This is a genomic window from Parasphingorhabdus sp., from assembly GCF_039977335.1.
Lineage (GTDB): Bacteria > Pseudomonadota > Alphaproteobacteria > Sphingomonadales > Sphingomonadaceae > Parasphingorhabdus.
In genome coordinates this window covers 116339-141015 of the sequence record NZ_JBDWDI010000004.1, presented here as the reverse complement: position 1 = coordinate 141015, position 24677 = coordinate 116339, and the positions used below count along the sequence as shown (strand labels likewise).

21 protein-coding genes are annotated in these 24677 nt (G+C 52.0%); 2 read left to right on the top strand and 19 right to left on the bottom strand.

From position 1 onward, the window contains the following. Window positions 1–75: 75 nt before the first annotated feature. Window positions 76–1302 (bottom strand): NF038122 family metalloprotease, encoded by a 1227-nt coding sequence (locus tag ABJM21_RS07960; protein WP_348301668.1) that lies wholly within the window; start codon window positions 1300–1302, stop codon window positions 76–78. Window positions 1303–2045: 743 nt separating this feature from the next. Between ABJM21_RS07960 and ABJM21_RS07955 the strand changes: the two genes are divergently transcribed. Further along, the gene (locus ABJM21_RS07955) at window positions 2046–3152 is read left to right on the top strand and encodes an O-antigen ligase family protein (RefSeq protein WP_348301669.1); all 1107 of its coding nucleotides are present in this window, start codon (window positions 2046–2048) and stop codon (window positions 3150–3152) included. Window positions 3153–3218: 66 nt separating this feature from the next. Here the strand turns inward: ABJM21_RS07955 and ABJM21_RS07950 are convergent, their stop codons facing one another. The 7 genes from ABJM21_RS07950 to ABJM21_RS07920 form a co-directional block, all read right to left on the bottom strand. After that, window positions 3219–3560: a hypothetical protein gene (locus ABJM21_RS07950; protein WP_348301670.1), complete on the bottom strand. Its 342-nt coding sequence runs from the start codon at window positions 3558–3560 to the stop codon at window positions 3219–3221. A gap of 124 nt (window positions 3561–3684) precedes the next feature. Then, on the bottom strand, window positions 3685–4428 hold the full coding sequence (locus ABJM21_RS07945) for a sulfotransferase (RefSeq protein WP_348301671.1): 744 nt from the start codon (window positions 4426–4428) through the stop codon (window positions 3685–3687). Continuing rightward, window positions 4425–5333, bottom strand: a complete 909-nt coding sequence (locus tag ABJM21_RS07940; RefSeq protein WP_348301672.1) for an aminotransferase class IV — start codon at window positions 5331–5333, stop codon at window positions 4425–4427. The genes ABJM21_RS07945 and ABJM21_RS07940 overlap by 4 nt, the downstream gene beginning before the upstream one ends. Before the next feature lies 1 nt (window position 5334). Further along, a complete protein-coding gene (locus tag ABJM21_RS07935) occupies window positions 5335–6606 on the bottom strand; it encodes an amidohydrolase family protein (RefSeq protein WP_348301673.1) in 1272 nt (423 codons plus the stop codon). A gap of 203 nt (window positions 6607–6809) precedes the next feature. Beyond that, the gene (gene lpdA / locus ABJM21_RS07930) at window positions 6810–8207 is read right to left on the bottom strand and encodes a dihydrolipoyl dehydrogenase (RefSeq protein WP_348371958.1); all 1398 of its coding nucleotides are present in this window, start codon (window positions 8205–8207) and stop codon (window positions 6810–6812) included. Between the two features lie 42 nt (window positions 8208–8249). Further along, window positions 8250–8558 (bottom strand): hypothetical protein, encoded by a 309-nt coding sequence (locus tag ABJM21_RS07925; RefSeq protein ID WP_348303412.1) that lies wholly within the window; start codon window positions 8556–8558, stop codon window positions 8250–8252. Continuing rightward, window positions 8555–9862 (bottom strand): pyruvate dehydrogenase complex dihydrolipoamide acetyltransferase, encoded by a 1308-nt coding sequence (locus ABJM21_RS07920; RefSeq protein ID WP_348303414.1) that lies wholly within the window; start codon window positions 9860–9862, stop codon window positions 8555–8557. Before ABJM21_RS07920 ends, ABJM21_RS07925 begins: the two co-directional genes overlap by 4 nt. Window positions 9863–10011: 149 nt before the next feature. On the opposite strand from ABJM21_RS07920, the gene ABJM21_RS07915 reads away from it, so the two are divergent. Next, complete coding sequence (locus tag ABJM21_RS07915; protein WP_348303416.1) at window positions 10012–10467, top strand: universal stress protein; 456 nt, start codon at window positions 10012–10014, stop codon at window positions 10465–10467. A 4-nt stretch (window positions 10468–10471) separates the two neighbouring features. Here the strand turns inward: ABJM21_RS07915 and ABJM21_RS07910 are convergent, their stop codons facing one another. The 11 genes from ABJM21_RS07910 to ABJM21_RS07860 all read right to left on the bottom strand — a co-directional run bounded on the left by ABJM21_RS07910 (window position 10472) and on the right by ABJM21_RS07860 (window position 24656). After that, on the bottom strand, window positions 10472–10993 hold the full coding sequence (locus ABJM21_RS07910) for a peroxiredoxin-like family protein (protein WP_348303418.1): 522 nt from the start codon (window positions 10991–10993) through the stop codon (window positions 10472–10474). A gap of 59 nt (window positions 10994–11052) precedes the next feature. Beyond that, window positions 11053–13338 carry a ribonuclease R gene (gene rnr, locus ABJM21_RS07905; RefSeq protein WP_348303420.1) on the bottom strand — a complete coding sequence of 762 codons (2286 nt, stop codon included), beginning with the start codon at window positions 13336–13338 and terminating at the stop codon, window positions 11053–11055. Beyond that, window positions 13338–14873, bottom strand: coding sequence for a proline--tRNA ligase (proS, locus tag ABJM21_RS07900; RefSeq protein ID WP_348303422.1), 1536 nt, complete (start codon window positions 14871–14873; stop codon window positions 13338–13340). Before proS ends, rnr begins: the two co-directional genes overlap by 1 nt. 53 nt (window positions 14874–14926) lie before the next feature. Further along, window positions 14927–15559, bottom strand: a complete 633-nt coding sequence (gene phaR, locus ABJM21_RS07895; protein WP_348303424.1) for a polyhydroxyalkanoate synthesis repressor PhaR — start codon at window positions 15557–15559, stop codon at window positions 14927–14929. 197 nt (window positions 15560–15756) lie between these two features. Then, complete coding sequence (gene alr / locus ABJM21_RS07890; RefSeq protein ID WP_348303426.1) at window positions 15757–16815, bottom strand: alanine racemase; 1059 nt, start codon at window positions 16813–16815, stop codon at window positions 15757–15759. A gap of 15 nt (window positions 16816–16830) precedes the next feature. Further along, window positions 16831–18468, bottom strand: coding sequence for an MFS transporter (locus ABJM21_RS07885; protein WP_348303428.1), 1638 nt, complete (start codon window positions 18466–18468; stop codon window positions 16831–16833). A gap of 26 nt (window positions 18469–18494) precedes the next feature. Further along, on the bottom strand, window positions 18495–20468 hold the full coding sequence (locus ABJM21_RS07880; protein WP_348303668.1) for an acetyl/propionyl/methylcrotonyl-CoA carboxylase subunit alpha: 1974 nt from the start codon (window positions 20466–20468) through the stop codon (window positions 18495–18497). Beyond that, window positions 20469–20705: a hypothetical protein gene (locus ABJM21_RS07875; RefSeq protein ID WP_348303429.1), complete on the bottom strand. Its 237-nt coding sequence runs from the start codon at window positions 20703–20705 to the stop codon at window positions 20469–20471. Beyond that, a complete protein-coding gene (gene bioB / locus ABJM21_RS07870; RefSeq protein ID WP_348303431.1) occupies window positions 20702–21736 on the bottom strand; it encodes a biotin synthase BioB in 1035 nt (344 codons plus the stop codon). The genes ABJM21_RS07875 and bioB overlap by 4 nt, the downstream gene beginning before the upstream one ends. Next, on the bottom strand, window positions 21733–23871 hold the full coding sequence (scpA, locus tag ABJM21_RS07865; RefSeq protein WP_348303433.1) for a methylmalonyl-CoA mutase: 2139 nt from the start codon (window positions 23869–23871) through the stop codon (window positions 21733–21735). The genes bioB and scpA overlap by 4 nt, the downstream gene beginning before the upstream one ends. Next, the gene (locus ABJM21_RS07860) at window positions 23871–24656 is read right to left on the bottom strand and encodes an enoyl-CoA hydratase-related protein (RefSeq protein ID WP_348303435.1); all 786 of its coding nucleotides are present in this window, start codon (window positions 24654–24656) and stop codon (window positions 23871–23873) included. Before ABJM21_RS07860 ends, scpA begins: the two co-directional genes overlap by 1 nt. Between the last annotated feature and the right edge of the window lie 21 nt (window positions 24657–24677).

The window sequence follows — 24677 nt, the reverse complement described above, 5'->3', positions numbered from 1 at the left end:
TGTCGAATATATCGTTACCAACAAAAAACCCGCTAGCTTGCGCCAGCGGGTTTCTGTTTTGAAACTGGTCTCGATTTAGGCGAGAGCAGGTTTCACATTCACTGTTTTGCGACGGCGACGCAAAGCACCACCGACCATGCCGAACCCGAGTATCATCATACCCCAGGTTGCTGGCTCAGGAACAGCCGCAACGTTAATATTGTTGGTGTTAAAAGCGTAGTCGGAGTTCGCCAAAACATCAAAGTTCAAGTTCCAGCCAAATGCGTCAAATGAAGCAAGGTCAAGAGCGGTAATGATGCTGTTTGAGCCTCGCCCAATGGTTGGATCCATGATGCCACGTTGGACTTCGCCAGGACCAACATCCAACCAGTGACTGGCTTGACGGCCGTCGCCTTCAAAAGAGCCTGTCGAGTAGAAAGCATCTCCAAACAAGCTATTCGCGCCACCGTCGATTGAGAAATATGGTGCTTCACCATCTACTCCGCCAACAGCCCAATCGAGAACGCCAAGCTGGTCACTTAGTTCGCTATAACGGAACAGATCTAAAGGACTCATGATACGGAATGGGTTTAGATCAAGATTCCCAAAATCGTCAGGGTTGCCAGCCACAAAATCATACGTATCTACACCGGATACATAACCAAGAGCATGGCCGATTTCGTGAATAGCGATACCAACAAAATCGAACGCGCCGGCTGCGACACCGTCGGTCGGGTCAAAGTCAAAAGCAAATTCGTTACTGAAAGTAATACTTGCATCTGACGTACCGTCATCGCCCAGAAGACCAACCGCTTTCAAATTGGCTGTGTTTGCATCCAATACAACGTTATTGGCACTACCATCTGCATCCAGTGTTCGGCTCAATGGCAAAGCCACGCCGCCGCCATTGGCATTTGGAGCGGAAATCAAGGCATTTACGCCTAAAATGTTGCTACCATCATCATTTTCAAATTGCGACGCTACCAAGTTCGGGAATACCGCTTGGGCATCTAAATTGGTAGTTCCGGTTGCCCGAAGCGTGTCCAAAAAGTCACCAACCAAAACGCCGGAGCTATTACTTCCTGCCTGAGCTAATACGCCTGGGCGCAACGCTTGGAAACCAACATCGATGTTAATCGTAACATCATTTGTAAATACACTTTCCCAATACCGTGCAGCTGCGACAAAGCCCGCATAAGCCTGAGTGTTGGTTTCAACACCGCCGGTGTTATTCAACACAATCGTAAGTGCACTAGCTGGTGCAGTTGAAAGTGGCAGTGCAAAAAGTGCAGCGCCAGCAAGTAGTAGTTTTGCTGTTTTCATAAATCTTCCCCATAGATTCGCGCCAGGATAGGCGTTAACAACAAGTTAACAGCCATTCTATGGGGAGAGTCAATGGGATTTTTGGTCTATCAATAATTTACTTTTGACTGTCGGAATTTATTACAATTATGGCTGATAGCCCTGAAATCCATCATCTCGTCTCGCTATTTATCTTTTGATAACAGTTGTTTCAGTGCAATTTTCCATATTAGACCTTCAACGATGTGCCATTTCGAGACACACTGTGATTATGTTACATATGTGAGCAAAAAGAGATTTCAAAATCTACTAAGTTGTTACGAAAGAAATCAATTTTCCTTTACAGTGCTGTAAATATTATGGCTGTTCAGATAAGGATATTTTGATGCTAATTTTGATTTCAAACGCTTGCCCGTGCTAAAAGCGAGATGGATTTTTTTGGGATATGCGTTAACTGACTGCCTTTATAGGTGTGAAATCAAAAAATCACTGGTCTGCGAAGGAAAATATAGGTCATGAGATTCGTTGCTTTAGCAGTGATCATTTTTTCCGTGCCAGTTTTTATGGTTCTGCTCCAACAGAACGCTAGATATCGGCGCTATCTTTACTTTGCGGTTGGTTTTCTGCCCTTTGTCATATCTGCCTGGAATTTGGACGCTGCGATAATCAGTTGGGCAACCTGGCCGGGGCAGACAAAAGGGGTGGTTATAACACTGTTGGACGCTTTGGCCTTGGCCATTGTCATCAGAAGCCGACGATCTCCAATGGTTTTTCCGTTCACCGCACTTTTTATCGCCTATATAGGGGCCGCCTCTCTATCGATCCTGTTTTCTAACAATCCGCAGGCTTCTTTCTTCTACGCTTGGCAATTAGGCACAGTGCTGCTGGTATTCTGGGCCGTAGCGAATATTGCCATGACTAAAGACGGTCCCAAGATGATCATTGCCGGTTTGGTTTGCGGAATAACCTTGCAAGCAGGTTTCTCCATCAGTCAGAAGCTTTCCGGTGTGGTCCAGGCCAGCGGAACTATGGGGCATCAAAACCTCTTGGGTGTAGCGACCCACTTTGCGCTCTACCCTTCCCTGGCTATGCTCATGGCGACGAAAAAAGCAAAATTACCGCTGTTGGGTGTGATAGCTGGCTTGATTGTCGTAGCATTTGGTGCGTCGCGGGCGACGATTGGACTTGCTGGCATTGGCGTCATGCTTATTATCTTCCTTTCGATGGTTCGCAAACCGTCGGCGCGAAAAACCAAGGTAGCCGTTATCGGATTGGTTGTCCTCGCGATCGCCACACCAATCGCGGTTGCCTCTTTGCAGCAACGCTTTGCGATAACGTCGACCGAGGGCAGTAACGAAGAAAGGCAAGCTTTTGAGCGCGCCGCTAAAATGATTTGGGCTGACCATCCCATGGGTATTGGCGCCAATCAATATGTCGTTATCGCCAATACAGAAGGATATTCTCAAAAAGCTGGAGTGATCTGGAACAGGGGAAGCCGTTCGGCACCCGTGCATAACAGCTATTTGCTAGTTGCTGCTGAGACGGGTTTTATTGGGCTACTCTGTTTCATATTATTGATATCCGTGCCGATTATCGCGGCTTTCAGATTTGCCTGGAGCAACCGTGGTGACCCCAGAGGCGATATGGCGGTTGGTATTGGCGTGACATTGATCATCTTTGCGCTGCATAGCTTCTATGAATGGGTCATGCTGACATGGGTCATTCAATATATGCTGGCCATCGCCACGGGTATGTTGGCAGGCCTCATCACCCATAGAAAAATCACCAAACGGGCTGCCGTTGCTGCCAAACGTAAAGAACGGCTCGAAGAGAGCGATAGCGGAGTACCGGCCCTTGCCAAGTCGGCTTGACGCCCCGTAACGCCTCCGAAATCACGGTCGACATCGCAGATAATTGTCGATTAGAGCGGTCTTGGCCTATTCCTTTACTGGCCGGGTACTCGAGTTCATATAGCCGGAGTACCCATCTCTAAAGGCAAACAAGACGCCATCTGCTTCTTCATTGGCATAGTCTGTGGCTTCTTGTTCCGTGCTGCCAAAGTCCAACTCATCCTTTTTCATGGCGGCGATCATTGCGCTGCGCTCATCCGGACAAGCATCTGCTGCCGCTTTTACGAACGCCCGGCGTTCCGTTTTCTGGTCTAGATGCGTAATCGTAAAATCAGTCAAACAGTTGGAGTAATTTACCCTGCTAGTTTCTGTATCAGCCATACCGGTAGCAGCGGTGGTTAAGAGGGCGACACTATATAATATAAACATAAGAACCTCCTAAAAATATGCTTCAACATATCATATTTTTCTGGTTCTGCGCTATGAAAATTCCGCTGGGGAGTGAGGAGCACCTCTCGCTCGAAACCAAGGGAAATCTAAGATTATTTACCAACTATCCGAGAATCTTGAGCCGATAGTTTGATAATTGATTGTAAAACTTGCGGCATTGATCTGCGACTCGTTGCTGTGCATCTGTCAGTGTCGGCTTGCCATCTTTAGGAGGCGCGAACGTGGTCGTGTCCACCACGCGATTATACCAATGAGAAGCCCATATTCCATCTGTCGGTCGCGCCCCTGGTTGCCAAGAAAGCATCGCGGGATCCCACGCGATACCAAGCGCATCACATAGCGATCTCAAACAACCAGACGGATTCTGCAATATATCAGCACTATCCAGCACGATGGGCGCTTCTCCGGTCAACTGAGCAGCTTGATCCAAATAACTGACCTGCCGCTCATAGCCGAGATCATCGGGCGTCACTTCGACGCGTTTGGCGGCGTAGCTTGCAACAACATGATCCGGGTCGCGGATTAGGAATGCGTGCCGGTGATCCGGAAAGTCCGCGATCGAGACATCATCCACCATATGATGCGGCATATGCTTCTGGTACCAGACATCCCTGCCCTCTGGCACTGGCCCGCGCATCGCGCCCTTAACAGAGGTCCAATCGCAATCCATCGATGCGATAATCTGATCGGCCATCGGTTGCCGTACACCGGTTTTTTTCAGGAATGCCCCATAAAAGGGCTCATCCGTCACTGCGCAATCCGACCGGCTGCCAAAACTGCGCATCATCGCGGTAGATATATTGCGCGGCCCCGACCACATGGCGATGCGAACAGGCCGTGACGTCATGCCGCCGTGTCGCTTTCGATGAGACCTTTATAAAGCGCTTGCAGCCGCTCAACCATTGGTCCCCTGCCCTTGCTCAATACGCGCCCATCGACCTCGGTGGCGGGCACAACGCCTGCAAAAGTCCCGGTAACAAAGGCTTCATCCGCGCCATAAACATCGGTCAGCGAGAAATTCTTCTCAAACACAGGAATATCATTCTCTCGGCACAGCTTGATGACGTTGCTCCGGGTAATCCCGCCAAGGCAATAATCACCGCTGCTGGTCCAGACCTCACCTTTGCGGACGATGAAGAAATGCGTGCTGTTACAGGTCGCGACAAAGCCCTGCGGATCGAGCATTAGCGCTTCATCCGCCCCGGCCTGTGTCGCCTGAATACAAGCGGTTATGCAGTTAAGCTTGCTGTGCGAGTTAAGTTTTGGATCCTGAACCGCGGGATCGCCGCGGCGGACATGAACGGTAAACAGTCGGATGCCGTTTTCCACCGTACTGGGCAGCGCTTCTTTATATTCCGGAATGATAACAATGGTTGCCGGTGAAATGATCACTCGAGGGTCCTGATAAGGCGTGGAGCGAATACCGCGCGTCACCATCAAGCGGATGTGACAGCCGGTCATACCATTGGCCTCAATGGTCTCATAAAGGCGCGCAACCAATTGCTCGCGGCTGATCCCGATATCCATCGCGATAGCTTTTGCTCCTTCAAACAGCCGGTCCATATGCGCGTCCAGAAACGCAATCTGGCCCTTATGCACGCGCAGCCCTTCCCAAACCCCGTCACCGAGCATGAAACCGCTATCAAATACCGACACCATGGCCTCGGCCCGCGGCGTTATTGTACCGTTGACGTTGATCAATATGGTTTCGTTGCGAGGATCCTCGACATAATCATGGGTGCCCTTGGCCATCCTATGGACCTTTCACTATCTCGCCGCCCTTGATGACGACATCAACATCTTCCAATTCCTGCACATTGGCGAGCGGATCACCATCAACGGCGATAAAGTCTGCATGATATCCCGCCTTTAATCGCCCAACCTGATCCGCTTTGCCAAGCGCATCCGCAGCGTTAATCGTAGCCGCACGAATAGCTTGCAGCGGTGTCATGCCGTAATCGACCATGATCTTAAACTGCCCGCCCGCAATACCGTGCGGCATGACGCCGGCATCTGAGCTGAAGACCATTTTTACACCCGCCTGATGTGCGGCACGAAAATTGTCACGTTGCAGCTGGGCAATCTGACGATCTTTGAGAAGGTTTTCCTCCAACACCCCGTTTTTCTTACCTTCCGACTGGGTATATTCGGTGTTGAAAATATCCATCCCGAAATAGGTGCCGTTCTTACGGGCGAGATCAATGCCCTCTTTGTCGACCAGGCTGGCATGCTCGATGGTTGTGAAACCAGCGCGGATGGCCGTCTTGATCCCGGCAGCGCCATGAGCATGGGCGGCTGTTTTCAGGCCCCATAGCTTGGCTTCATCAACAATCGCGCTGAGTTCCTCCAGAGACAATTGCTGCTGTCCCGGCTCGGTATTGCGGGAGAATACGCCGCCGGTCGCACAAACCTTGATGACCTCTGCGCCATATTTGCGCTGTTCCCGCACCTTTTTGCGCAGTTCCGTGGGGCCATCTCCGACGGCCGGCGATTTGGCCTTGAACGAGGGCGGCAGGAACGTCTGATCGCAATGGCCGCCCGTGGCGCCGAGGGAATAGCCAGCAGGTGTAATCCGCGGCCCGGCGATCAATCCTTCATCAATCGCCTGCTTATACGCGATGTCCGAGTAGTTATCGGAACCGATATTGCGGACGCTGGTAAAACCGGCCTCCAGCATCGCTCGAGCATTGGCGACGCCCTGGACGGTGAAAAACTGGTCGGTAAATTGCAGGCTGCTATAGCCGCCATAAAGCGGATTGGCGTCGAGATGGACATGCATGTCGATCAGACCGGGCAGGATTGTGACATCGCCCAGCGCCACGGTTCTGGCATCTGCGGGTTCAACAGGATCATTCTGATTAGTGACCCGGGCAATCTTGCCATTGGTGACGATGATGACAGGGTTCTCGATCATCTGGCCACTGTCCACATCCAGCATCCGGTCAGCCGTATAGACGATGGTCTCCGCATTGGCAGTCGCAGAGATGGTAAGAGATAGTGCCAGTAAGCCTTTGATCGGATTCATCGATTGTTCCCCTTCTTAACTCCTCTCCCCTTGAGGGAGAGGACAACGAAGACTTAGCACCGCAGGAGCTTAGTCGTAGTCGGTGAGGGGTGGCGTCTAAGCGCAACGGCAATGATTGCCGCCCACCCCTCTCTAAGACTTGCTAAGTCAATAAATTGCCAAGCCAAGTCTTTTCTCTCCCTCAAGGGGAGAGAAGCAATGTCCTACATATGCAAAACCCGCTCATAGGCATCGAGTACACTTTCATGCATCATTTCGCTTAGAGTCGGATGCGGGAAGACGGTGTTCATCAATTCCGCTTCCGTCGTTTCCAGCGTTTTGCCTACGGTATAGCCCTGGATCAGCTCGGTGACTTCCGCGCCGATCATATGCGCGCCAAGCAATTCGCCGGTTTTCGCATCGAACACGGTTTTGATAAAACCTTCTGTCTCGCCCAGTGCAATCGCCTTGCCATTGCCAATGAAAGGGAAATTGCCGACTTTGACGTCATGACCCGCTTCCTTGGCCTTGGCTTCGGTCAGGCCGACACTGGCGATCTGAGGATGGCAATAGGTACAGCCGGGGATATTGTTGATATCCATCGCGTGCGGATGGCCGCCAGCAATAGCCTCTACCGCAATAACGCCTTCATGACTGGCCTTATGGGCAAGCCACGGTCCGCCGGTGACGTCACCAATGGCATAAATGCCTTCGACATTGGTCCGGCACATGGAGTCGGTTTTGATATGAAAACGCTCATCCGGTTCGATACCGAGCTCGTCAAGCCCGACAGTTTCGACATTGGGCTGGATACCCACTGCGACGATGACATGGCTGAATTCCAGCTTTTGGACCTTGCCCTTGCTATCCTCAATCTCCGCTTTCACGCCCTTCGCGCCTGCATCAATGCTTTTGACACCAGCACCGGTCATGATCGTCATTCCCTGTTTTTTCAGCGATTTCTCAAGGAATTTTGAGATTTCTTCGTCTTCCACCGGAACAACGCGGTCCATCATCTCAACGACGGTAACATCCGCGCCCATGTCGTTGTAGAAGCTCGCAAATTCAATGCCAATCGCGCCAGAGCCGATAACCAGCAGTTTCTTAGGCATTTCTGGCGGCGTCATGGCGTGGCGATAGGTCCAGATGCGCTTGCCGTCTGCCTTGGCAAACGGCAGGTCCCGCGCCCGCGCACCGGTGGCGATGATGATATTCTTGGCAGTGAGTTCTTCCTCGCCCTTGTCGGTTTTGACTGCGACCTTGCCTTTTTCGACTATCTTGCCGTCGCCCATAATGACGTCGATCTTATTCTTCTTCATCAGGCCAGTGACGCCCTTGTTAAGCTGGCTCGCCACCCCGCGCGAGCGTTTGACCACCGCATCAATATCCGCGCTGATATTCTCTGCCGCCAGACCATAGTCCGCAGCGTGTTTCATATTGTGGAACACTTCTGCCGAGCGCAGGAGTGCCTTGGTTGGTATGCAGCCCCAGTTTAGGCAGATGCCGCCGAGATTTTCGCGTTCTACTATGGCGGTTTTCAGGCCGAGTTGCGAGGCGCGGATTGCCGCGACATAGCCACCGGGGCCGGAACCGAGAACGATGAGGTCGTAAGATTTTGCCATTTTTTTCCTTCATTTTTCTCCTCTCCCCCAAGGGAAGAAGCGCTAAAAGCCAAAGCGGCTACCGGGGATGATCCAAAAAAGAAATAGTAGAGCCAGCGCGGTAAAGCATCCGTAAGCTAGGGACTTATCACTTTTATCAATTGAATTCTGGCGACCCTTGAGAATGATCGCACCACCTACTACTGTTCCCAAGAACCCAAAACTTAGCAAAAAAAATACCACGTTGTCTTCTTCGTGTTGGACAAGGAAGGCGCCCAACAGTCCAAGGATAGTCAACAAGGGGCAAATGATGAGCAAAATGAAACCAACAGCGTTTCGAGCTACTCTCAGATACAAATGATTCTTGCTCAAGCCAACATCCCCAACGGGTTCTCCACCAGCTCTTTAAACACCTGCATCAACTGCGCGCCATCTGCGCCATCAATCGCGCGGTGGTCGAAACTGCCGGTTGCGCTCATGATGGTCGCGATTTGCAGGCTATCGTCAATCACATGCGGACGCTTCTGCCCTGACCCGATGGCCATGATCATGGCTTGCGGCGGATTGATCACCGCGTCGAAATTCTTGATGCCGAACATACCCATATTGGAAATGCTGGCGGTGCCGCCCTGATATTCGTGCATCTTCAGCTTGCCGTCCTTGGCACGGCCCGCAAGATCTTTCATCTCGGTCGAAATGACGCTGAGCGATTTGGTGTCGGCGCTAGTAATGATCGGAGTGATAAGGCCGCCGGGAATGCTGACTGCGACCGAAATATCGGCGCGTTCAAAGGTCTTGAGCTGATCCCCGTCAATCGAGACATTGCATTTCGGCACCTGCATCAATGAAACCGCCTGTGCCTTAATCAGTAGATCATTGACCGACAGCTTCACTCCGCGCGATTCCAGTGTTGCATTGAGCTCGCTGCGCAGCTTGAGCAGCTTGTCGAGCTGGATATCCACGGTGAGATAGATATGCGGTATGGTCTGCTTTGCTTCGGTCAGGCGGCGGGCAATGGTCTTGCGCATGCCGGACAGTTTTTCGGTCGTATGCGGGATATCGAAATCATTCGCCGCTGGTGCCGGGGCCGCGGTAGCCGCTGGGGCTGGCGCGGTTGCTTCGCTTTTAACCGGTGCAGTGCCACCTTCGGCTGCATCAATATCGGCCTTAATAATGCGGCCACCGGGACCCGAACCGCTTAGGGCGCCCAAATCAACGCCCTTTTGCTCGGCCAAGCGGCGGGCCAACGGACTAACCTTAATGCGGTCACCATCGGAGGGTGAAGGCGTAACCTTCGGAGCAACTTCCGGTGCGGGTTCGGCAACCTTTTGTGGTGCAGGTGCAGGTTTTGCGGCGGCTTTCTCAGCCACCGGTTCCGCTTTGGGCTTACCCACGGAACTTTCGTCACCTTTCGAAGCCGCCGAAACATCCTCACCCTCTTCAGCGATAATCGCGATGACGTCTCCGACTTTGACATTATCGGTACCCTCGGCAACAACGATCTTCGCAATCGTACCTTCATCGACCGCCTCAAATTCCATCGTCGCCTTATCGGTCTCAATCTCCGCCAGCAAATCGCCCGAAGCGACCTCATCTCCTTCTTTTACCAGCCATTTGGCTAATGTCCCTTCTTCCATTGTCGGAGACAATGCAGGCATTTGGAGGTTGATCGGCATGGAGAGAAAACCCTTATTCTATATCAACGTTGCAGGCGTTTATGCGCAAATCACAGGAAAGCGCAAGCTGTGTAAATCTTGCATATCACAGGCTTTTATCGCAAGCATGGTTTTAATAGTAAAATTGCGCAGTCAGTTGGGGAGTTTTCATGCGTACTTACCTGGTGGTTATTGATGAGACGGAAGAGGCGAGCATTGCGCTTCGATTTGCTTCACGCCGTGCGATGAAAACAAATGGTGCCTTGCACATTTTGGCGTTGGTGGAGAGCGAAGGATTTGTCGCCTGGGGCGGGGTTCAAGCCACATTAGAAGAGGAAGCAAAGAACCGCGCCGAAGCGTTAGTTTCGAGCGCTGCCGGGACTTTGTTTGAGGAAACCGGAATCCGCCCCTCTATCACCGTCAAGGAAGGTAAAGGTGCCAAGGACGTCCGGAAATTGATGGATGAAATTGATGGCTTGGCCGCGCTCGTTCTCGGCGCTGCCGGTAACGGTACTCCTGGCCCATTGGTAACGCATTTCGCCGCGACAGAAGCAGGTACCCTTCCCTGCCCGGTGATGGTTGTACCTGGATCACTGAGCAAGGAAGAGATTGATCGGTTAAGCTAAGAGCCTAACTCAATTCGCCGCGCGCCGGATAATCATTGGCCAGCGCATAATCGATACCCATCATCAACTGATCGAGCGGCGGCCGCGTGAACGGCATGCTTTGAACGCTCGCGAAATAGAGAGACTGGTCGGGGCGTACCAAAAACAGTGCGGGCTCGGAGAATATCGTCGGTTCCGGGCTGTCTGGGCGTCCAGCAGAAATATAAAGACCAAGTTCGCGAGCTATGTTTTCGCTCAACCCATAGCCGAGCATGAGTTCGTCTATGCCCCAGTCATCCGCCGATTTTTGCGCGCGCTTTTGGTCATCCATACTGATTGCAACAGCCGTGACGCCGCGTTCAGCAAAATCACCAAGCTTACGTTGAAGGTCACGCAACTGCCCTTTGCAGATCGGGCAATGCAGACCGCGATAGAATAGCAGCAATGTGAAATTATCGCCGGCGCGCTGGCTCAATTGGAACTGGCCGCCATCGGTCATGGGCACAGTGAAATCCGGAACGGGTTGAGTCGGTATCAGGCTGGTCATCGGGATATCCTTTTATGATTATACCCCGCTTATTCGCGCGCCGTATCTATCCGGTTACATTATCGGCTTCGATGACGAATATTTGCGGGGCGCCCGCGCTTCCCTTTGCGATGCGCCTTTCCCTTAGGCCCGCTGCGGCCTCGCCGGGGTTCGTAGCGGCCAGACATGTGATTGGCACCCTCAGCCAGTTCGAAGAGCAGGCTTCCGGTTGCCGCATTGGCCTCCACCAGACGCAAATCGAGCTTTTGCCCGATATTATAGGTCACACCTGTTTCAACGCCTTCCAACTGTTGCTTTTGTTCATCATAGTCGAACCGTTCCACACCCAATGTCCGGACCGGGACAAGGCCGTCTCCGCCCAGTTCTTCAACTGTAGCGAAAAAACCAAAATTCTGGACACCGGTAATCCGGCATTTGAGAACCTGACCGACATGATCAGATAAGTGCGCAGAGATATAGCGATCAACCGTTTCGCGTTCTGCCATCATCGCACGCCGTTCCAACTGGCTGATCTTCTCTGATATCATATCCAGTTTATCAGCCATGTCTTTGCTCAACCCGCTTGCCGCAGGGGTTAGATCATTGACTGGTTTGGGTTGTTCCAATTTGCAGCCACTGACCAATGCACGGTGCACTATCAGGTCGGCATAGCGGCGAATGGGGCTGGTAAAGTGCGCATAGCTGCCCAGCGAAAGCCCGAAATGCCCCATATTGGTGGCACCATAATAGGCTTGTGTCTGACTTCGTAATATTTGTTCCATGACCAGCGGCAAAATTTCCGCCTCGCCCACTTGTTCGATTAGGCGATTGAATACGGACGGCTTGATCACCTGCCCCATCGCAAAACTGACATCAAAGCTCTTCAGATAGTCTTTCAGCGCGATCAGTTTTTCGCGAGAAGGTGTTTCATGGACCCGGTAAATAAGTGGTGATTTCTTGGATTCCAACATCTTCGCCGCAGCGACATTGGCTGCGATCATATAGTCTTCAACCAGACGGTGTGCGTCGAGACGTTCCCGTGTAGCAATCTCCGCAATCCGGCCCTGATCATCGAGAACGACCCGCTTTTCCGGTAAATCGAGGTTAAGCGGTTCTCTGCCATCTCTAGCTTTTGCGAGCAATTTCCAGCAGGCCCAGAGCGGTTCAAGGGCACTCGCCTTCATAGGATGGTCCAATTTACCATCCATCGCCGCCTGCGCATCTTCATAAGCGATATTGCCGGTCAGTCGAACAATCGAGCGTGTAAAGCGAGAGGAAATGACTTTGCCCTTGGTATCGATTTTTAGATGGCACGCCAAGGCGGCACGGTCGACATTCTGTTTGAGCGAGCACACATCGGTAGACAGCGCTTCCGGCAGCATCGGAACAACCCGGTCCGGGAAGTAAACACTGTTGCCGCGCTTATAAGCCTCGCGGTCAAGTTTGCTGCCGCTGCGGACATAGAAGGATACGTCGGCAATGGCGACAATCGCCTTGAACCCACCAATATTGTCCGCATCATCATCTGGCGCTGCCCAGATCGCATCGTCATGATCACGCGCATCTGCTGGGTCAATAGCAACAATTGGCAGATCGGTGAGATCTTCCCTGTCCTCTTTGCTGAGTTCCAGCTTGGTTGCCTGTTCTGCTTCATCCAGAACATCAGATGGAAATACCTGCGGAATTTCATATTTATGGATGGCGATCAGGCTGAATGATTTTGGTGCGAAGGGATCGCCCAGCACCTCTTTGACCCGCGCTTTAATCTGACTGCCACGGCCAATAGGTTCTGCAAGAACCAAGTTGCCGACTTCCGCTTCACCCAGATCGGATATTGCCGTACTGCGCCTGATTTTCCGATCCACCGGCTTTAGCCAAAACCGGTCCCGCTCATCCTTTTCTATCACTCCCATCAGCATATCGCTACTTTGAGCAATTTTCTTCATCATAAAGGCGATATGCCCCTGACCACGTTCTTCTGTGCGCGCGAGAATCCGGTCACCAACTGCCAAAGCCGCACGGCGGCCGCGTTCCTTAATACGAAGCCGCGGAGCCGGGGCCTCGGCCTCCCAACGTTCCGGCACGCCAATCGCTTCATTGCCATCGATCTCGACAATTTTGAGCACGGTGACCTTTGGAATGCCGCCCATTTTGTGGAAGGCACGGCCCGGTGTGCTGTCGATCAAGCCTTCGTCAGCCATGTCTTTCAGCAAGGCTTTCAACGCTATTTTATCTGCCCCGCGTAAGCGAAAGGCTTTCGCGATCTCACGTTTACCGGCGGGTTGGTCCGACTTTTCGATAAAATCCAATATCTGTTTGCGCGATGGAACCTGTCTCGGCTTATGAGATTTGGACGATTTCGCCATTAATAAGCTTTGCCGATGAGGATCCGTTCGACGGCTGGCTTGCCAGTAAATATGCAATTGCCATCAACCGCAGCCGCTTCGTTCGGTACGTTACGGAAAGTAAGCTTGAGTTTTTTCAGACGCTCTTCAATCTGATCAAGCTCTTCACCTGTTGCCCGGCACCATTGCACTTCCAGCCAACCGGGATATTTCTTGTTCTCTTTGTAGAATTTTTGAACATCCGCAAATTCATTCATTCCGCGCGTAATATTGCTATCCAGTCGTTGCTTGGCTTCACCGTGCAATTTGGTTTGAATTTCCTCCAGAAAGGCAGGGACCTGTTCGGCAAAAGCATCTTTCGCAAGAATCTGGGAATCCAGCTTGCCGTTGTCCTTGTACAGAGCATCCCGGCGAAGAGCTGATACATTGCCTTCCGCGACATCTCGCGGCCCAATCTCGAGGATAAGCGGCGCGCCCTTCTTGACCCAGGCCCAGCGTTTATTGGAAGCCTTAGCACCGCTTTTGTCTAGCTTCACCCGAACATTCTCATCAAAAGCCCGGAGTCCGGATAGTTGTTTCGTAAGCGCGGTACAGAAATTGAGAACCTCTTCATCCTCAGGCTTATCACGCAGCATGGGAATGATGACCACTTGATAAGGCGCAATAAGCGGCGGCACGCGCAGGCCATCATCGTCGCCATGCGTCATGATCACACCGCCGATGAGACGTGTCGAAGTGCCCCAACTCGTCGTATAGGCGAACTGGAATTGCCCTTCTTTGTCCTGATAACGGATATTCTGAGCTTTGGAAAAAGTCTGTCCCAGAAAATGCGACGTACCGGCTTGCAATGCCTTACCATCCTGCATCATTGCTTCGATGGAATAGGTCGCGTCAGCACCCGGGAAACGTTCATTTTCCGGCTTCTCTCCAGCAACGACCGGCATGGCCAGCACATCTTCAGAGAAGCTGCGATACATTTCCAATATGTCTAGTGTCTCTTCCATCGCTTCATCGCGCGTAGCGTGGGCCGTATGGCCTTCTTGCCAAAGAAATTCACTCGTGCGCAGGAACATCCGCGTCCGCATTTCCCAGCGCACAACATTGGCCCATTGATTGATCATCACTGGCAAATCGCGCCAGCTCTGGACCCACTTAGAAAATGAGGTGCCGATCACTGTTTCTGAGGTAGGCCGAACAACCAAAGGTTCTTCCAGTTTTGCCTCTGGGTCAACTACAAGACCGTCAGCATCATCTTTCATCAATCGGTGATGGGTGACGACCGCCATTTCTTTAGCAAAACCATCGACATGCTCAGCTTCCTTGGCAAAGTAACTGAGCGGGATGAATAGTGGGAAATAGCAATTTTCATGGCCGGTCGCCTTGATCCGCTGATCCATCAAAAACTGTACCCGTTCCCAAATACCATAGCCCCACGGCCGCATGACCATACAGCCGCGGACACCGGATTCTTCGGCCAAATCGGCTTCGGCAATAAGCTGTTGGTACCAGGCTGAAAAGTCAGCTTCTCTGGTTACGGATAGAGCGTTTTTCTTCACGTATTCGGTTCCTGTCGGAAAAGTTTCAAAAATTCAGTGACCCGGAGGTTAAATCAATCGTCGAGATTATCGATCTTCGATTGAATATCGGCAAGCTGCTGTTTGAGTTCCATGATCTCAATATCTTTTGCGGATATTTCTTCCTCTTCCGGCTCCGGCTCTTCATCGTTAGAGGCGGTCTTATCGCCAAGTCCCAGAGGGTTTAGCGCTTTTTCCACGACATTGCCGAGCGGGCTAGATTTCAAGGCGTTTTCTATGGCTTCCTGAAACTGCTTTTGGTTTTTAACAGCCATTTGACCCAACGGATTTTTGTTTAGTGCGCCTTCGACAGCTTCTTGAAACTGTTTTTGGTTTTTGCGGAAATTGTCCATTGATGCTTCAAGATAGGACGGCATCAGTGACTGCATGCTGTTACCATACATGGAGATAAGCTGACGCAGGAAATTGACCGGGAGCATATTTTGCCCGCTGCTTTCCTCGTCGACGATAATCTGTGTCAGGACATTATGCGTAATGTCATCACCAGTCTTGGCATCGACAACTACAAAATCCACATCATCCCGGGTCATTTCTGCTAGGAAATCTAGCGTAATATAATTGGATGTCTGTGTATTATAAAGCCGACGGTTGGCATATTTTTTAATTGTGATTGGGCCATCCGGATCGCCCTTTTTCGTCTTTGCCATGTTATCTCCTGTGAACCATATCGCGTTATTTTGTGATTTTGCGACGATATGCCTTCAAAATACTTAGTGTTACCTTAGCAGTAGACAAAATTGTGCATCGCCGCAACTAAAGCCGCCAAGCGAGTTGATCATAATGCAACTCGCGCAGAATTTGGCCACTTAATTCATGTGCGCATGCGATATGGCAACTGCACAGTTTAGACCCAATAACGGGAATAGCGATTGCCGAGGCCCGTGATCAACTCATATTGGGAAAGTCCGGACTGGCGTGAAGCTGTCGGCAAATCATATTGCGCCGTCACCCAGTCAGATTCCCCGAGATCGGAAGCGCCGGATATATCGATCGCGATTAGATCCATTGACACGCGACCAAGGACCGGGAGTTTTGTTTGGCCTCTCAGAAACAGGCCCGTATTTGAGAATCCGCGGAGATATCCATCGGCATAACCCATCGCCAATATCGCAATTGGATGATCCCGTTCAGCGGTATATTTAGCGTTATAACCAACTTTATCTCCAACCTGCAGTTCCCGCACTTGCAAGATTTGCGTTTCCGGGAACACCACTTGCTTGATTGCCGCAGAAAGTTCGGGACGCTGCTTTCCGCCATAAAGAGACAGCCCGGGCCGGGTGCAGTCAAAATGATAGGCTTGCCCCAAAGCAATGCCAGCACTGTTGCTTAGGCTTGCGCGCTTCCCGGAGACATATTGCAGCACGCTGTCAAATTGATTCAACTGATCTGCATTTTGCGGGACATCTTCGTCAGCAGAAGCCAGATGGCTCATAACGATATCGATATCCAGGCCGTTCCAGTCATATTGTTCAATATCCGCTGGATTAATCCCCAGTCGATTCATGCCGCTGTTGATCATTAAATCGCAAGGAAGCCCCGTTTCTTGCCACCGATATACTTGTTCCACGCTGTTCAATACAGGTTTAGCCAGCGAACCCATTGCATATTGCATATCATCCGGACGCACACCGTTCAAAACAGAGATACGAGTGCCCTCTTCCACAGAAGCTTCGATCTCACGAGCTTCCTGCCAATTGGCAACGTAGAAATCCCGGCATCCTGCCGACTGTAGGCGTCGAACAACTTCCACAGCGCCGAGGCCATAAGCATTGGCTTTAATGGCTGCTCCAGTACTGGCAGCGCCGCTCATATCATCCAGGGCACGCCAATTGGCCACTAGCGCCTCGCCGTCCAGGCGCAGCCGTGCGGTTGCCGGAATATCAATGACTTTATCGCTCATCATGCGGCGATAGTCTGTTTATTCCGCTTCGTCGAGTGCCGCTTCCGGATCATCAGGAATGCCCCACCACGCCACAATAACACCAAAGGCAACGACCACCCATGTATACCAGAGCCCCGAATAAACATCACCCGAACGCGCAACGATATAACCCGCAATCAAGGGCAGGAAACCGCCGAGATATCCCGCTCCGATATGATAGGGTATCGACATGGAGCTATAGCGGATTTTTGGAGGAAACATTTCGGCTAGCAGTGCCGCAACTGATCCGTAAGTAAGCGCACTAAGTGCCCCCAAAACGAGCAATATAGCGACAATGCCCAATATGCGCATGGCTCCGGGTTGTTGCTCGACAAAATCGAAGCCTGACGCACTGAGTGCGCCACGAATGCCATCCCGGCGCGCACCGCTATCGCTGAGCCAAGCAGCCTCGACTGCTATCTCCGCACTGCCGGCGAAGAGCTTTAACTCCGATGCATCAGTGACAGAATATGCGACGCCGGATGCCGTCAGGGTCTCCAGAATCTTGCCGCAGTCACTTTGTTCACGATTAAACAGCTCAGCAAAAGGATCGGTGCTGCAAGCAGTGCCTTCTACACGAACCGGTGTCGCTTCCGAAGCCGCCGACAGCCCCGGATTGGCGAGTTGCCCCAAGCCCCAAAAGGACGGAAAAAGAAGTAGCAGTGACAGGATCGCACCAACTATGATTGGCTTTTTTCGTCCCACTCTATCCGACCATTTGCCGACTACCAGATAGAAAGACATGGCAATCAAACCGGCAAAGAACAGGATCAGGTCAACCGTTAGATCATCGACATTCATTGGTCCGCGCAGAAAGGACATGCCGGAGAAAAAGGCCGTATACCATATGGTAGTCAGTATTCCGGTAATCCCGAACAGGGCGACGAAGATCCGTTTCTTGTTACCGGGATAGGAAAAGCTTTCGGTAAACGGGTTCTTGGAGGTTTTTCCCTCAGCCTTCATCGCTTGAAAAACCGGACTCTCATTCAATTTTAGCCGCATCCAAAGTGAAATGCCGAGCAATATGATTGAGAGCAGGAACGGTATACGCCAGCCCCATTCATTGAATACCTCGGTTGGAATCAGGAAGCGACAAGCCAAGACCACACCAATGGACAGCACGAAGCCGCCAGCTACGCTGGCCTGAATATAGCTGGTATAATAGCCGCGTTTCTCTGTTGGGGCATGTTCGGCGACATAGATGGCAGCACCGCCATATTCCCCGCCAAGCGCCAGTCCTTGCAAAATACGCAGGAAAATCACGATGGCCGGGGCAGTCAGTCCAATGGTTTCAGCGCTTGGGATCAGGCCGACACCAGCGGTTGCAATCCCCATCAAGGTGACGGTGACCAGAAACGTATATTTACGTCCCAGTCGATCTCCCAGAAAGCCGAACAATACCGCTCCCACTGGGCGAAAACCAAAGCCGATCGCGAAGGTTGCCCAGACCATCAGAATTTCAAGTGTTTCATTACCACTCGGAAAAAAGGTCGGGCCGATAATGTAGAACAAAGTTCCGTAGATAAAGAAATCATACCATTCGAAGATGGTGCCGGCGGACGAGGCGCCGATAACGAGCCGGATTTCCTTGTCGGTTGGTTCGCGTTTCATTGCAACGCCTGCCTCACTGGCCATATTTGCCCTCCCCAAGGCGATTTTGATTATTCCAGTTCGAGTATCACTGCATTGACGGCAAGGCTATCCCCTTGTTCCGCCTCAACCGATTTAACGATCGCATTTTTCTCTGCTCGTAGAATATTTTCCATCTTCATGGCTTCAACAACGGCCAGCGGCTGCCCTTCTTCGACCTTATCGCCTTCTTTCACATGAAGCGCGACGAGAAGCCCTGGCATCGGGCAAAGCAGATATTTTGAAAGATCCGGTGGAATCTTCTCGATCATGTGCACGGCATGCTGAGCGATATGAGCGGGTAAGACTTGCACCTTGTGGGTTGCGCCATGCGTGTTCAGCGCAAAGCCATTGGCGGTTTTGGAAATTTTAACCGAGAGCGGTTCCTCGCCAATGCTCGCCAGCATGAGACTGTCTCCTGGCGTATAGGCGACCGACAAATCTACGTCCTTGTCATCCACCACGATACCATCTTCGGAAACAGAAACCTGCTGAACGCTGTCACCAATTCTAACTTCCCAGTCAGCTGGGGCCTGCAAACGCTGTCCCAATTGATTGTCAATCCGGCGGGCGCGATCAGCATGGGCAGTTGCCGCAAAAGCAGCGATAGCGGCAAGATTGCGGAGCAGGTCTTCAGATGCAGGAGCGCCCTGAAAGCCATCAGGATATTCCTCGGCAATGAAATTGGTCGTGATATTACCTTCGCGGAAGCGATCATGCTGCATTAGCGCTGAGAGAAAATCGATATTGTGGCCTGGGCCAGTAATCTCGAACCGGTTCAGCGCATCAATTTGACGATCAATTGCCTCAATGCGAGTTTCACCGTAGGTGATCAGTTTGGCAATCATCGGATCATAGAAGATTGACACTTCGCCGCCCTCTGCAACTCCATCGTCCACACGAATGCCTTCTTCGGCTTCTGGCGGATTATATTTTACCAGACGGCCTGTGGATGGCAGGAAATTGCGATAAGGATCTTCGGCATAAACCCGGTTTTCAACGGCCCAACCGGTAAGAGTCACCTCGTCCTGCGTCAGCGGTAGTTTCTCGCCATAAGCGACGCGGATCATCTGTTCGACCAGATCAAGTCCGGTAATATACTCGGTCACCGGATGTTCGACCTGAAGCCGGGTGTTCATTTCAAGGAAGTAGAAGCCCTTGTCCGCTCCGACAATCAACTCGACCGTACCGGCGCTGTGATAACCAACAGCCTGCGACAAAGCGACCGCCTGTTCGCCCATTTTTTTGCGCATCTCGGGATCAACGAAGGGCGATGGTGCCTCTTCAACGACTTTTTGATGGCGGCGCTGGATCGAACATTCACGCTCACCCAGATAAATCACATTGCCATGTTTATCGCCGAGCACCTGAATTTCAATGTGGCGAGGCTGTTCGATAAATTTCTCGATAAAAACACGGTCATCGCCGAAACTCGCAAGCCCTTCACGCTTCGTGGCTTCAAAGCCTTCGCGGACATCCTTTTCGGACCAAGCGAGACGCATGCCCTTACCGCCACCGCCAGCGCTGGCTTTCATCATCACCGGATAGCCAATGCCTCCGGCAATTTCGACCGCGTGTTCGGTATCGTCAATTTCACCAATATGCCCGGGAACAACGCTAACGCCCGCCTTTTCGGCCAACTTCTTGGACTCAATCTTGTCGCCCATCGCCGCGATGGCATTGGGTGGCGGCCCAATAAAGGCAATGTCATTTTCGGCCAATTGCTCTGGGAAACTGGTCCGTTCGGACAGAAAACCATAGCCCGGATGCACGGCTTCTGCGCCAGTTTCTTTACAGGCCGCGATAATCTTGTCCGCAATCAAATAGGATTCCGCTGCGGGCGAAGGTCCGATATGCACAGCCTCATCCGCCATCTGCACATGCGGTGCGCGCGCATCGGCATCGGAATAGACAGCGACTGTCTTGATACCCATTTTTTGGGCCGTGCGAATGACCCGGCAAGCAATTTCACCACGATTGGCGATTAGTATTTTTTTGAACATAATTTATTTTTTCTCGCGAATAATCACAAAAATGGAAAGCAAATAGGGCAGGATGATAGAAGCTAAAAACAACAATGATGGTTTGCTGCACTCTCCGTTTGCAATTTCCATCTCAAGTGCATTTTTGCAGCCACCCAACTGAGAATTTGAAAACATCAAGAAAGCTGTAACCAAGCCAAACCATAAAATTCCGATGGCGACCGCCACAAACACTTTTAGAAAGACACGGTTTGAGATCACTCAGCCGCCTCCAACGTGTTATCCCTTGGCTCCGCTTCCATCGGAACCAGCCCCAGTTTCTCGAACATCGCTTCATCCGCATCATCGCCCGCATTGCCGGTCGTCAGCAATTTATCACCGGTAAATATGCTGTTCGCTCCTGCCATAAAGCACAGGGCCTGCGTGCTTTCCGACATGGATTCTCGTCCAGCGGACAAGCGCACCATCGAGGCAGGCATCGTAATCCGAGCCACCGCAATCGTCCGAACAAACTCGATATCATCAATCTTCGCCAACGGTGTATCGGCTAGCATGTCACCAAGCACTGTACCTTTGACAGGAACCAGTGCATTCACAGGAACACTCTCCGGATGCTTTGGCAAGGTCGCCAGTGCATGGACAAATCCGACCCGGTCTTCGCGCGTTTCGCCCATACCGACAATTCCGCCAGAGCAAACGTTGATTCCGCTGGTACGGACGTTTTCGAGCGTTTCGAGACGATCATCGAATGTGCGTGTGGTAATGACCTTCTCATAATATTCCGGAGAACTATCGATATTATGATTATAATAATCCAGCCCCGCGTCTGAGAGCATCTCGGACTGTTTCTTGCTCAACATGCCCAGCGTCATGCAGGTTTCCATACCCATTTGGCGGACGCCTTTGACCATTTCGATGATCGCGGGCATGTCACGGTCTTTGGGGTTGCGCCATGCTGCACCCATGCAGAAACGCGATGAGCCGCGATCTTTTGCTTGGGCTGCGGTCTGGAGCACCGAGCGCACATCAAGCAGCTTTTCTGCCTTTAAACCGCTTTCAGCATGAGCGGACTGGTTACAATAGCCGCAATCTTCAGGACATCCGCCGGTTTTGATCGACAGCAATGTGGACAGTTGAACCTGACCGGGGGTGTGATGCTGCCGATGGACTGTGGCGGCCCGGAATAGCAGTTCGTCAAAGGAAAGGTTGAACAGGTCGGCAATTTCTTCACGCGACCAGTCTTGTCTTACAATATTTTCGTTTTCGGGGGACATTGTCTCGGGGTCGTTCATTCAGCGGCTTCCTCGGTCTCGGGTGGCATATTATGGCCTAACAGGCGCAATATATCTGCGGCACATTCCACAATATTGCTCCCCGGTCCATAGATTCCGACAACACCCGATTTACGGAGGAATTCATAGTCCTGTGGCGGTATAACACCGCCGGCGAAAACCTTGATATCGCTGCGTCCCGAATCGCGCAGCATCTGAACCAGTTCAGGGATAAGCGTCTTGTGACCAGCAGCAAGACTGGAGGCCCCCACAGCATCAACATTTTCCGACAGAGCCAGATCGCGCGTTTCGCCGGGTGTCTGGAACAAAGGCCCGGAAATCACATCAAAACCCATATCGGTAAAGGCGCTGGAAACGACGTTGGCACCGCGATCATGGCCATCCTGTCCCATTTTGGCGACAAGGATTTTAGGCTTGCGGCCGAGGCGCTGTGACACGGCATCGACACCATCCACCACCAGTGCATATTGGGGGTCACCCTCATAGGCCGCCCCGTAAATGCCTTTTACCGGTGTTGGCTTGGTTGCATAACGGCCGAAAGCTGCTTCCATCGCATCAGATATTTCGCCGAGAGAAGCGCGTTTGCGCGCAGCATCAACAGCGAGGGAAAGCATATTGCCATCGGTTTTGGCGCCTTCTGTAATGGCTTTTAGAGCAGCCTGACATGCATCTTCATCCCGCTCTTTGCGCATCTTATCAAGACGTGCAATTTGACCGTGCCGCACTTTATCATTGTCAATATCGAGCGTTTCGAGCTGATCTTCGTCTTCCAGTGTATATTTGTTCACGCCGACAATCACATCGTCGCCTTTATCGACCCGCGCCTGACGACCGGCAGCGGCTTCCTCGATCATGCCCTTGGGCCAACCATCGGCAACCGCCTTGGCCATGCCGCCTTCACTTTCGACCCGTTCGATAATCTCCCAGGCCTTTTCAACCAGCTCATCCGTCAGAGCTTCGACATAATAGCTGCCGCCGAGCGGATCGACGACCTTGGTAATACCAGCTTCTTCCTGCAAAACAATTTGCGTGTTGCGGGCGATGCGAGCTGAAAAGTCGGTGGGAAGCGCGATGGCTTCATCCAGTGCGTTGGTGTGGAGCGATTGGGTTCCGCCCAATGTCGCGGCCATCGCCTCAATGGTTGTGCGAATAACATTATTGTAAGGATCCTGCTCGGTGAGCGACACGCCAGATGTCTGGCAATGTGTGCGCAGCATTTTGGAGCGTTCCGATTGGGCGCCGAGGTCAGTCATAACCCGATGCCACAAGGACCGTGCTGCCCGCAACTTGGCGACTTCCATGAAGAAATTCATCCCGATGCCGAAAAAGAAGCTCAGACGGCCTGCAAAAGCATCGATACCAAGGCCTGTAGCCATCGCTTGTTTGGCATATTCGCGGCCATCAGCAATCGTGAACGCCAGCTCCTGCACTGCCGTCGCACCGGCTTCATGCATATGATAGCCACTGATCGAAATGCTGTTAAACTTTGGCATATGCTCGGACGTATAAGCGATAATGTCCGAGATAATCCGCATCGATGGCGCAGGCGGATAGATATAGGTATTGCGGACCATGAACTCTTTGAGAATGTCGTTCTGGATCGTGCCGGCGAGCTTATCCTGTGACACGCCCTGCTCTTCCGCTGCGACAATATAGAAAGCGAGACATGGGATCACCGCGCCGTTCATCGTCATGGACACCGACATAGTATCAAGCGGAATACCATCGAACAGGATTTTCATATCCTCGATACTGTCAATCGCCACGCCAGCCTTGCCCACATCGCCGACGACACGCGGATGATCACTGTCATAACCGCGGTGGGTTGCGAGGTCGAAAGCAACCGACAGACCTTTCTGACCCGCAGCCAGATTGCGGCGATAGAAGGCGTTCGATTCCTCAGCGGTTGAAAAACCGGCATATTGACGGATGGTCCAAGGACGCCCCGCATACATGCTGGCTTTCACACCGCGTGTAAAAGGCCCGAAACCAGGAAGACCAGGATCGCCAGCATCGTCCGCAGTATATAGCGGTTTGACGGCAATACCCTCTGGCGTTTCCCAAGTCAGGTCGCGCCCTTTGACCTCTTTGTCAGCGAGTGCGTTCCAGTCTTCTATCGTCGGTTTATCAGTCATTATTCGCCCTTAAATTCGGCTTTCCGTTTCTGTAGGAAGGATATCGCACCTTCGCGTGCATCTTTACTGTCACCGGCCAATCGCTGTCCTTCGGCTTCTTTTAGCAGAGCCGAACTATAGTCACTTTCAAGCGCCGCGGCCAGATTTTGACGCATGACACCCAACGCGACAGTTGGACCGCCGGCAAGCCGTTTGGCCAGCGTGCGTGCTTCATCCATCAAGGCCTCATCGTCTACGCATTTATAGACCAATCCCCAATCTGCGGCTTTTTCACCGGGAATTTTTTCGCCAAGCATCATCATCTCGGTCGCTCGCGCCTTGCCGACAAGCCGGGTTAGCATCCAGCTTGCGCCGCCATCGGGTACGAGGCCGATATTGACGAACGCTTGCAAGAAATAGGCGGATTTTCCGGCAATGGCGAAATCACTGGCCAATGCAATGGAGCAGCCAACACCCGCTGCTGGGCCGTTAACTGCCGTTACGGTGGGAATATCAAGCTTTGCAAGCTTCAACATCAACGGGTTATAATGCTGGTTCAGTGCTGCATAAGAGCCCTGCCCGCCGGATAGCGCGCTGTCGCCGCCCTTGGCTTGGAGGTCGGCCCCGGCACAAAAGGCACGCCCTTCGCCAGTGATGATAACGGCGCGCGCATCTTCCAGCTTGTCCAGCGCCAAATTAATCTCATCCGCCATGTCGAGGGAGCAAGCGTTCAGGCGTGTTGGCTGGTTCAGCGTGATCGTTGCCACCTGATCGGCAATGTCCAGTTTGATATTCTCGAATTCCATACTTTGTCCCTTTGAGTGACG

What these genes read in the sequence shown, in the direction of transcription:
- rnr (WP_348303420.1), bottom strand. Translation starts at nt 13,338, where the DNA reads ATGGCGAAATCGTCCAAATCTCATAAGCCGAGACAGGTTCCATCGCGC.
- ABJM21_RS07910 (WP_348303418.1), bottom strand. Translation starts at nt 10,993, where the DNA reads ATGACCAGCCTGATACCGACTCAACCCGTTCCGGATTTCACTGTGCCC.
- ABJM21_RS07920 (WP_348303414.1), bottom strand. Translation starts at nt 9,862, where the DNA reads ATGCCGATCAACCTCCAAATGCCTGCATTGTCTCCGACAATGGAAGAA.
- ABJM21_RS07885 (WP_348303428.1), bottom strand. Translation starts at nt 18,468, where the DNA reads ATGGCCAGTGAGGCAGGCGTTGCAATGAAACGCGAACCAACCGACAAG.
- scpA (WP_348303433.1), bottom strand. Translation starts at nt 23,871, where the DNA reads ATGACTGATAAACCGACGATAGAAGACTGGAACGCACTCGCTGACAAA.
- ABJM21_RS07935 (WP_348301673.1), bottom strand. Translation starts at nt 6,606, where the DNA reads ATGAATCCGATCAAAGGCTTACTGGCACTATCTCTTACCATCTCTGCG.
- ABJM21_RS07945 (WP_348301671.1), bottom strand. Translation starts at nt 4,428, where the DNA reads ATGACGTCACGGCCTGTTCGCATCGCCATGTGGTCGGGGCCGCGCAAT.
- ABJM21_RS07860 (WP_348303435.1), bottom strand. Translation starts at nt 24,656, where the DNA reads ATGGAATTCGAGAATATCAAACTGGACATTGCCGATCAGGTGGCAACG.
- ABJM21_RS07940 (WP_348301672.1), bottom strand. Translation starts at nt 5,333, where the DNA reads ATGGCCAAGGGCACCCATGATTATGTCGAGGATCCTCGCAACGAAACC.
- lpdA (WP_348371958.1), bottom strand. Translation starts at nt 8,207, where the DNA reads ATGGCAAAATCTTACGACCTCATCGTTCTCGGTTCCGGCCCCGGTGGC.
- ABJM21_RS07960 (WP_348301668.1), bottom strand. Translation starts at nt 1,302, where the DNA reads ATGAAAACAGCAAAACTACTACTTGCTGGCGCTGCACTTTTTGCACTG.
- bioB (WP_348303431.1), bottom strand. Translation starts at nt 21,736, where the DNA reads ATGAACGACCCCGAGACAATGTCCCCCGAAAACGAAAATATTGTAAGA.
- ABJM21_RS07955 (WP_348301669.1), top strand. Translation starts at nt 2,046, where the DNA reads ATGGTTTTTCCGTTCACCGCACTTTTTATCGCCTATATAGGGGCCGCC.
- ABJM21_RS07915 (WP_348303416.1), top strand. Translation starts at nt 10,012, where the DNA reads ATGCGTACTTACCTGGTGGTTATTGATGAGACGGAAGAGGCGAGCATT.
- alr (WP_348303426.1), bottom strand. Translation starts at nt 16,815, where the DNA reads ATGATGAGCGATAAAGTCATTGATATTCCGGCAACCGCACGGCTGCGC.
- ABJM21_RS07950 (WP_348301670.1), bottom strand. Translation starts at nt 3,560, where the DNA reads ATGTTTATATTATATAGTGTCGCCCTCTTAACCACCGCTGCTACCGGT.
- phaR (WP_348303424.1), bottom strand. Translation starts at nt 15,559, where the DNA reads ATGGCAAAGACGAAAAAGGGCGATCCGGATGGCCCAATCACAATTAAA.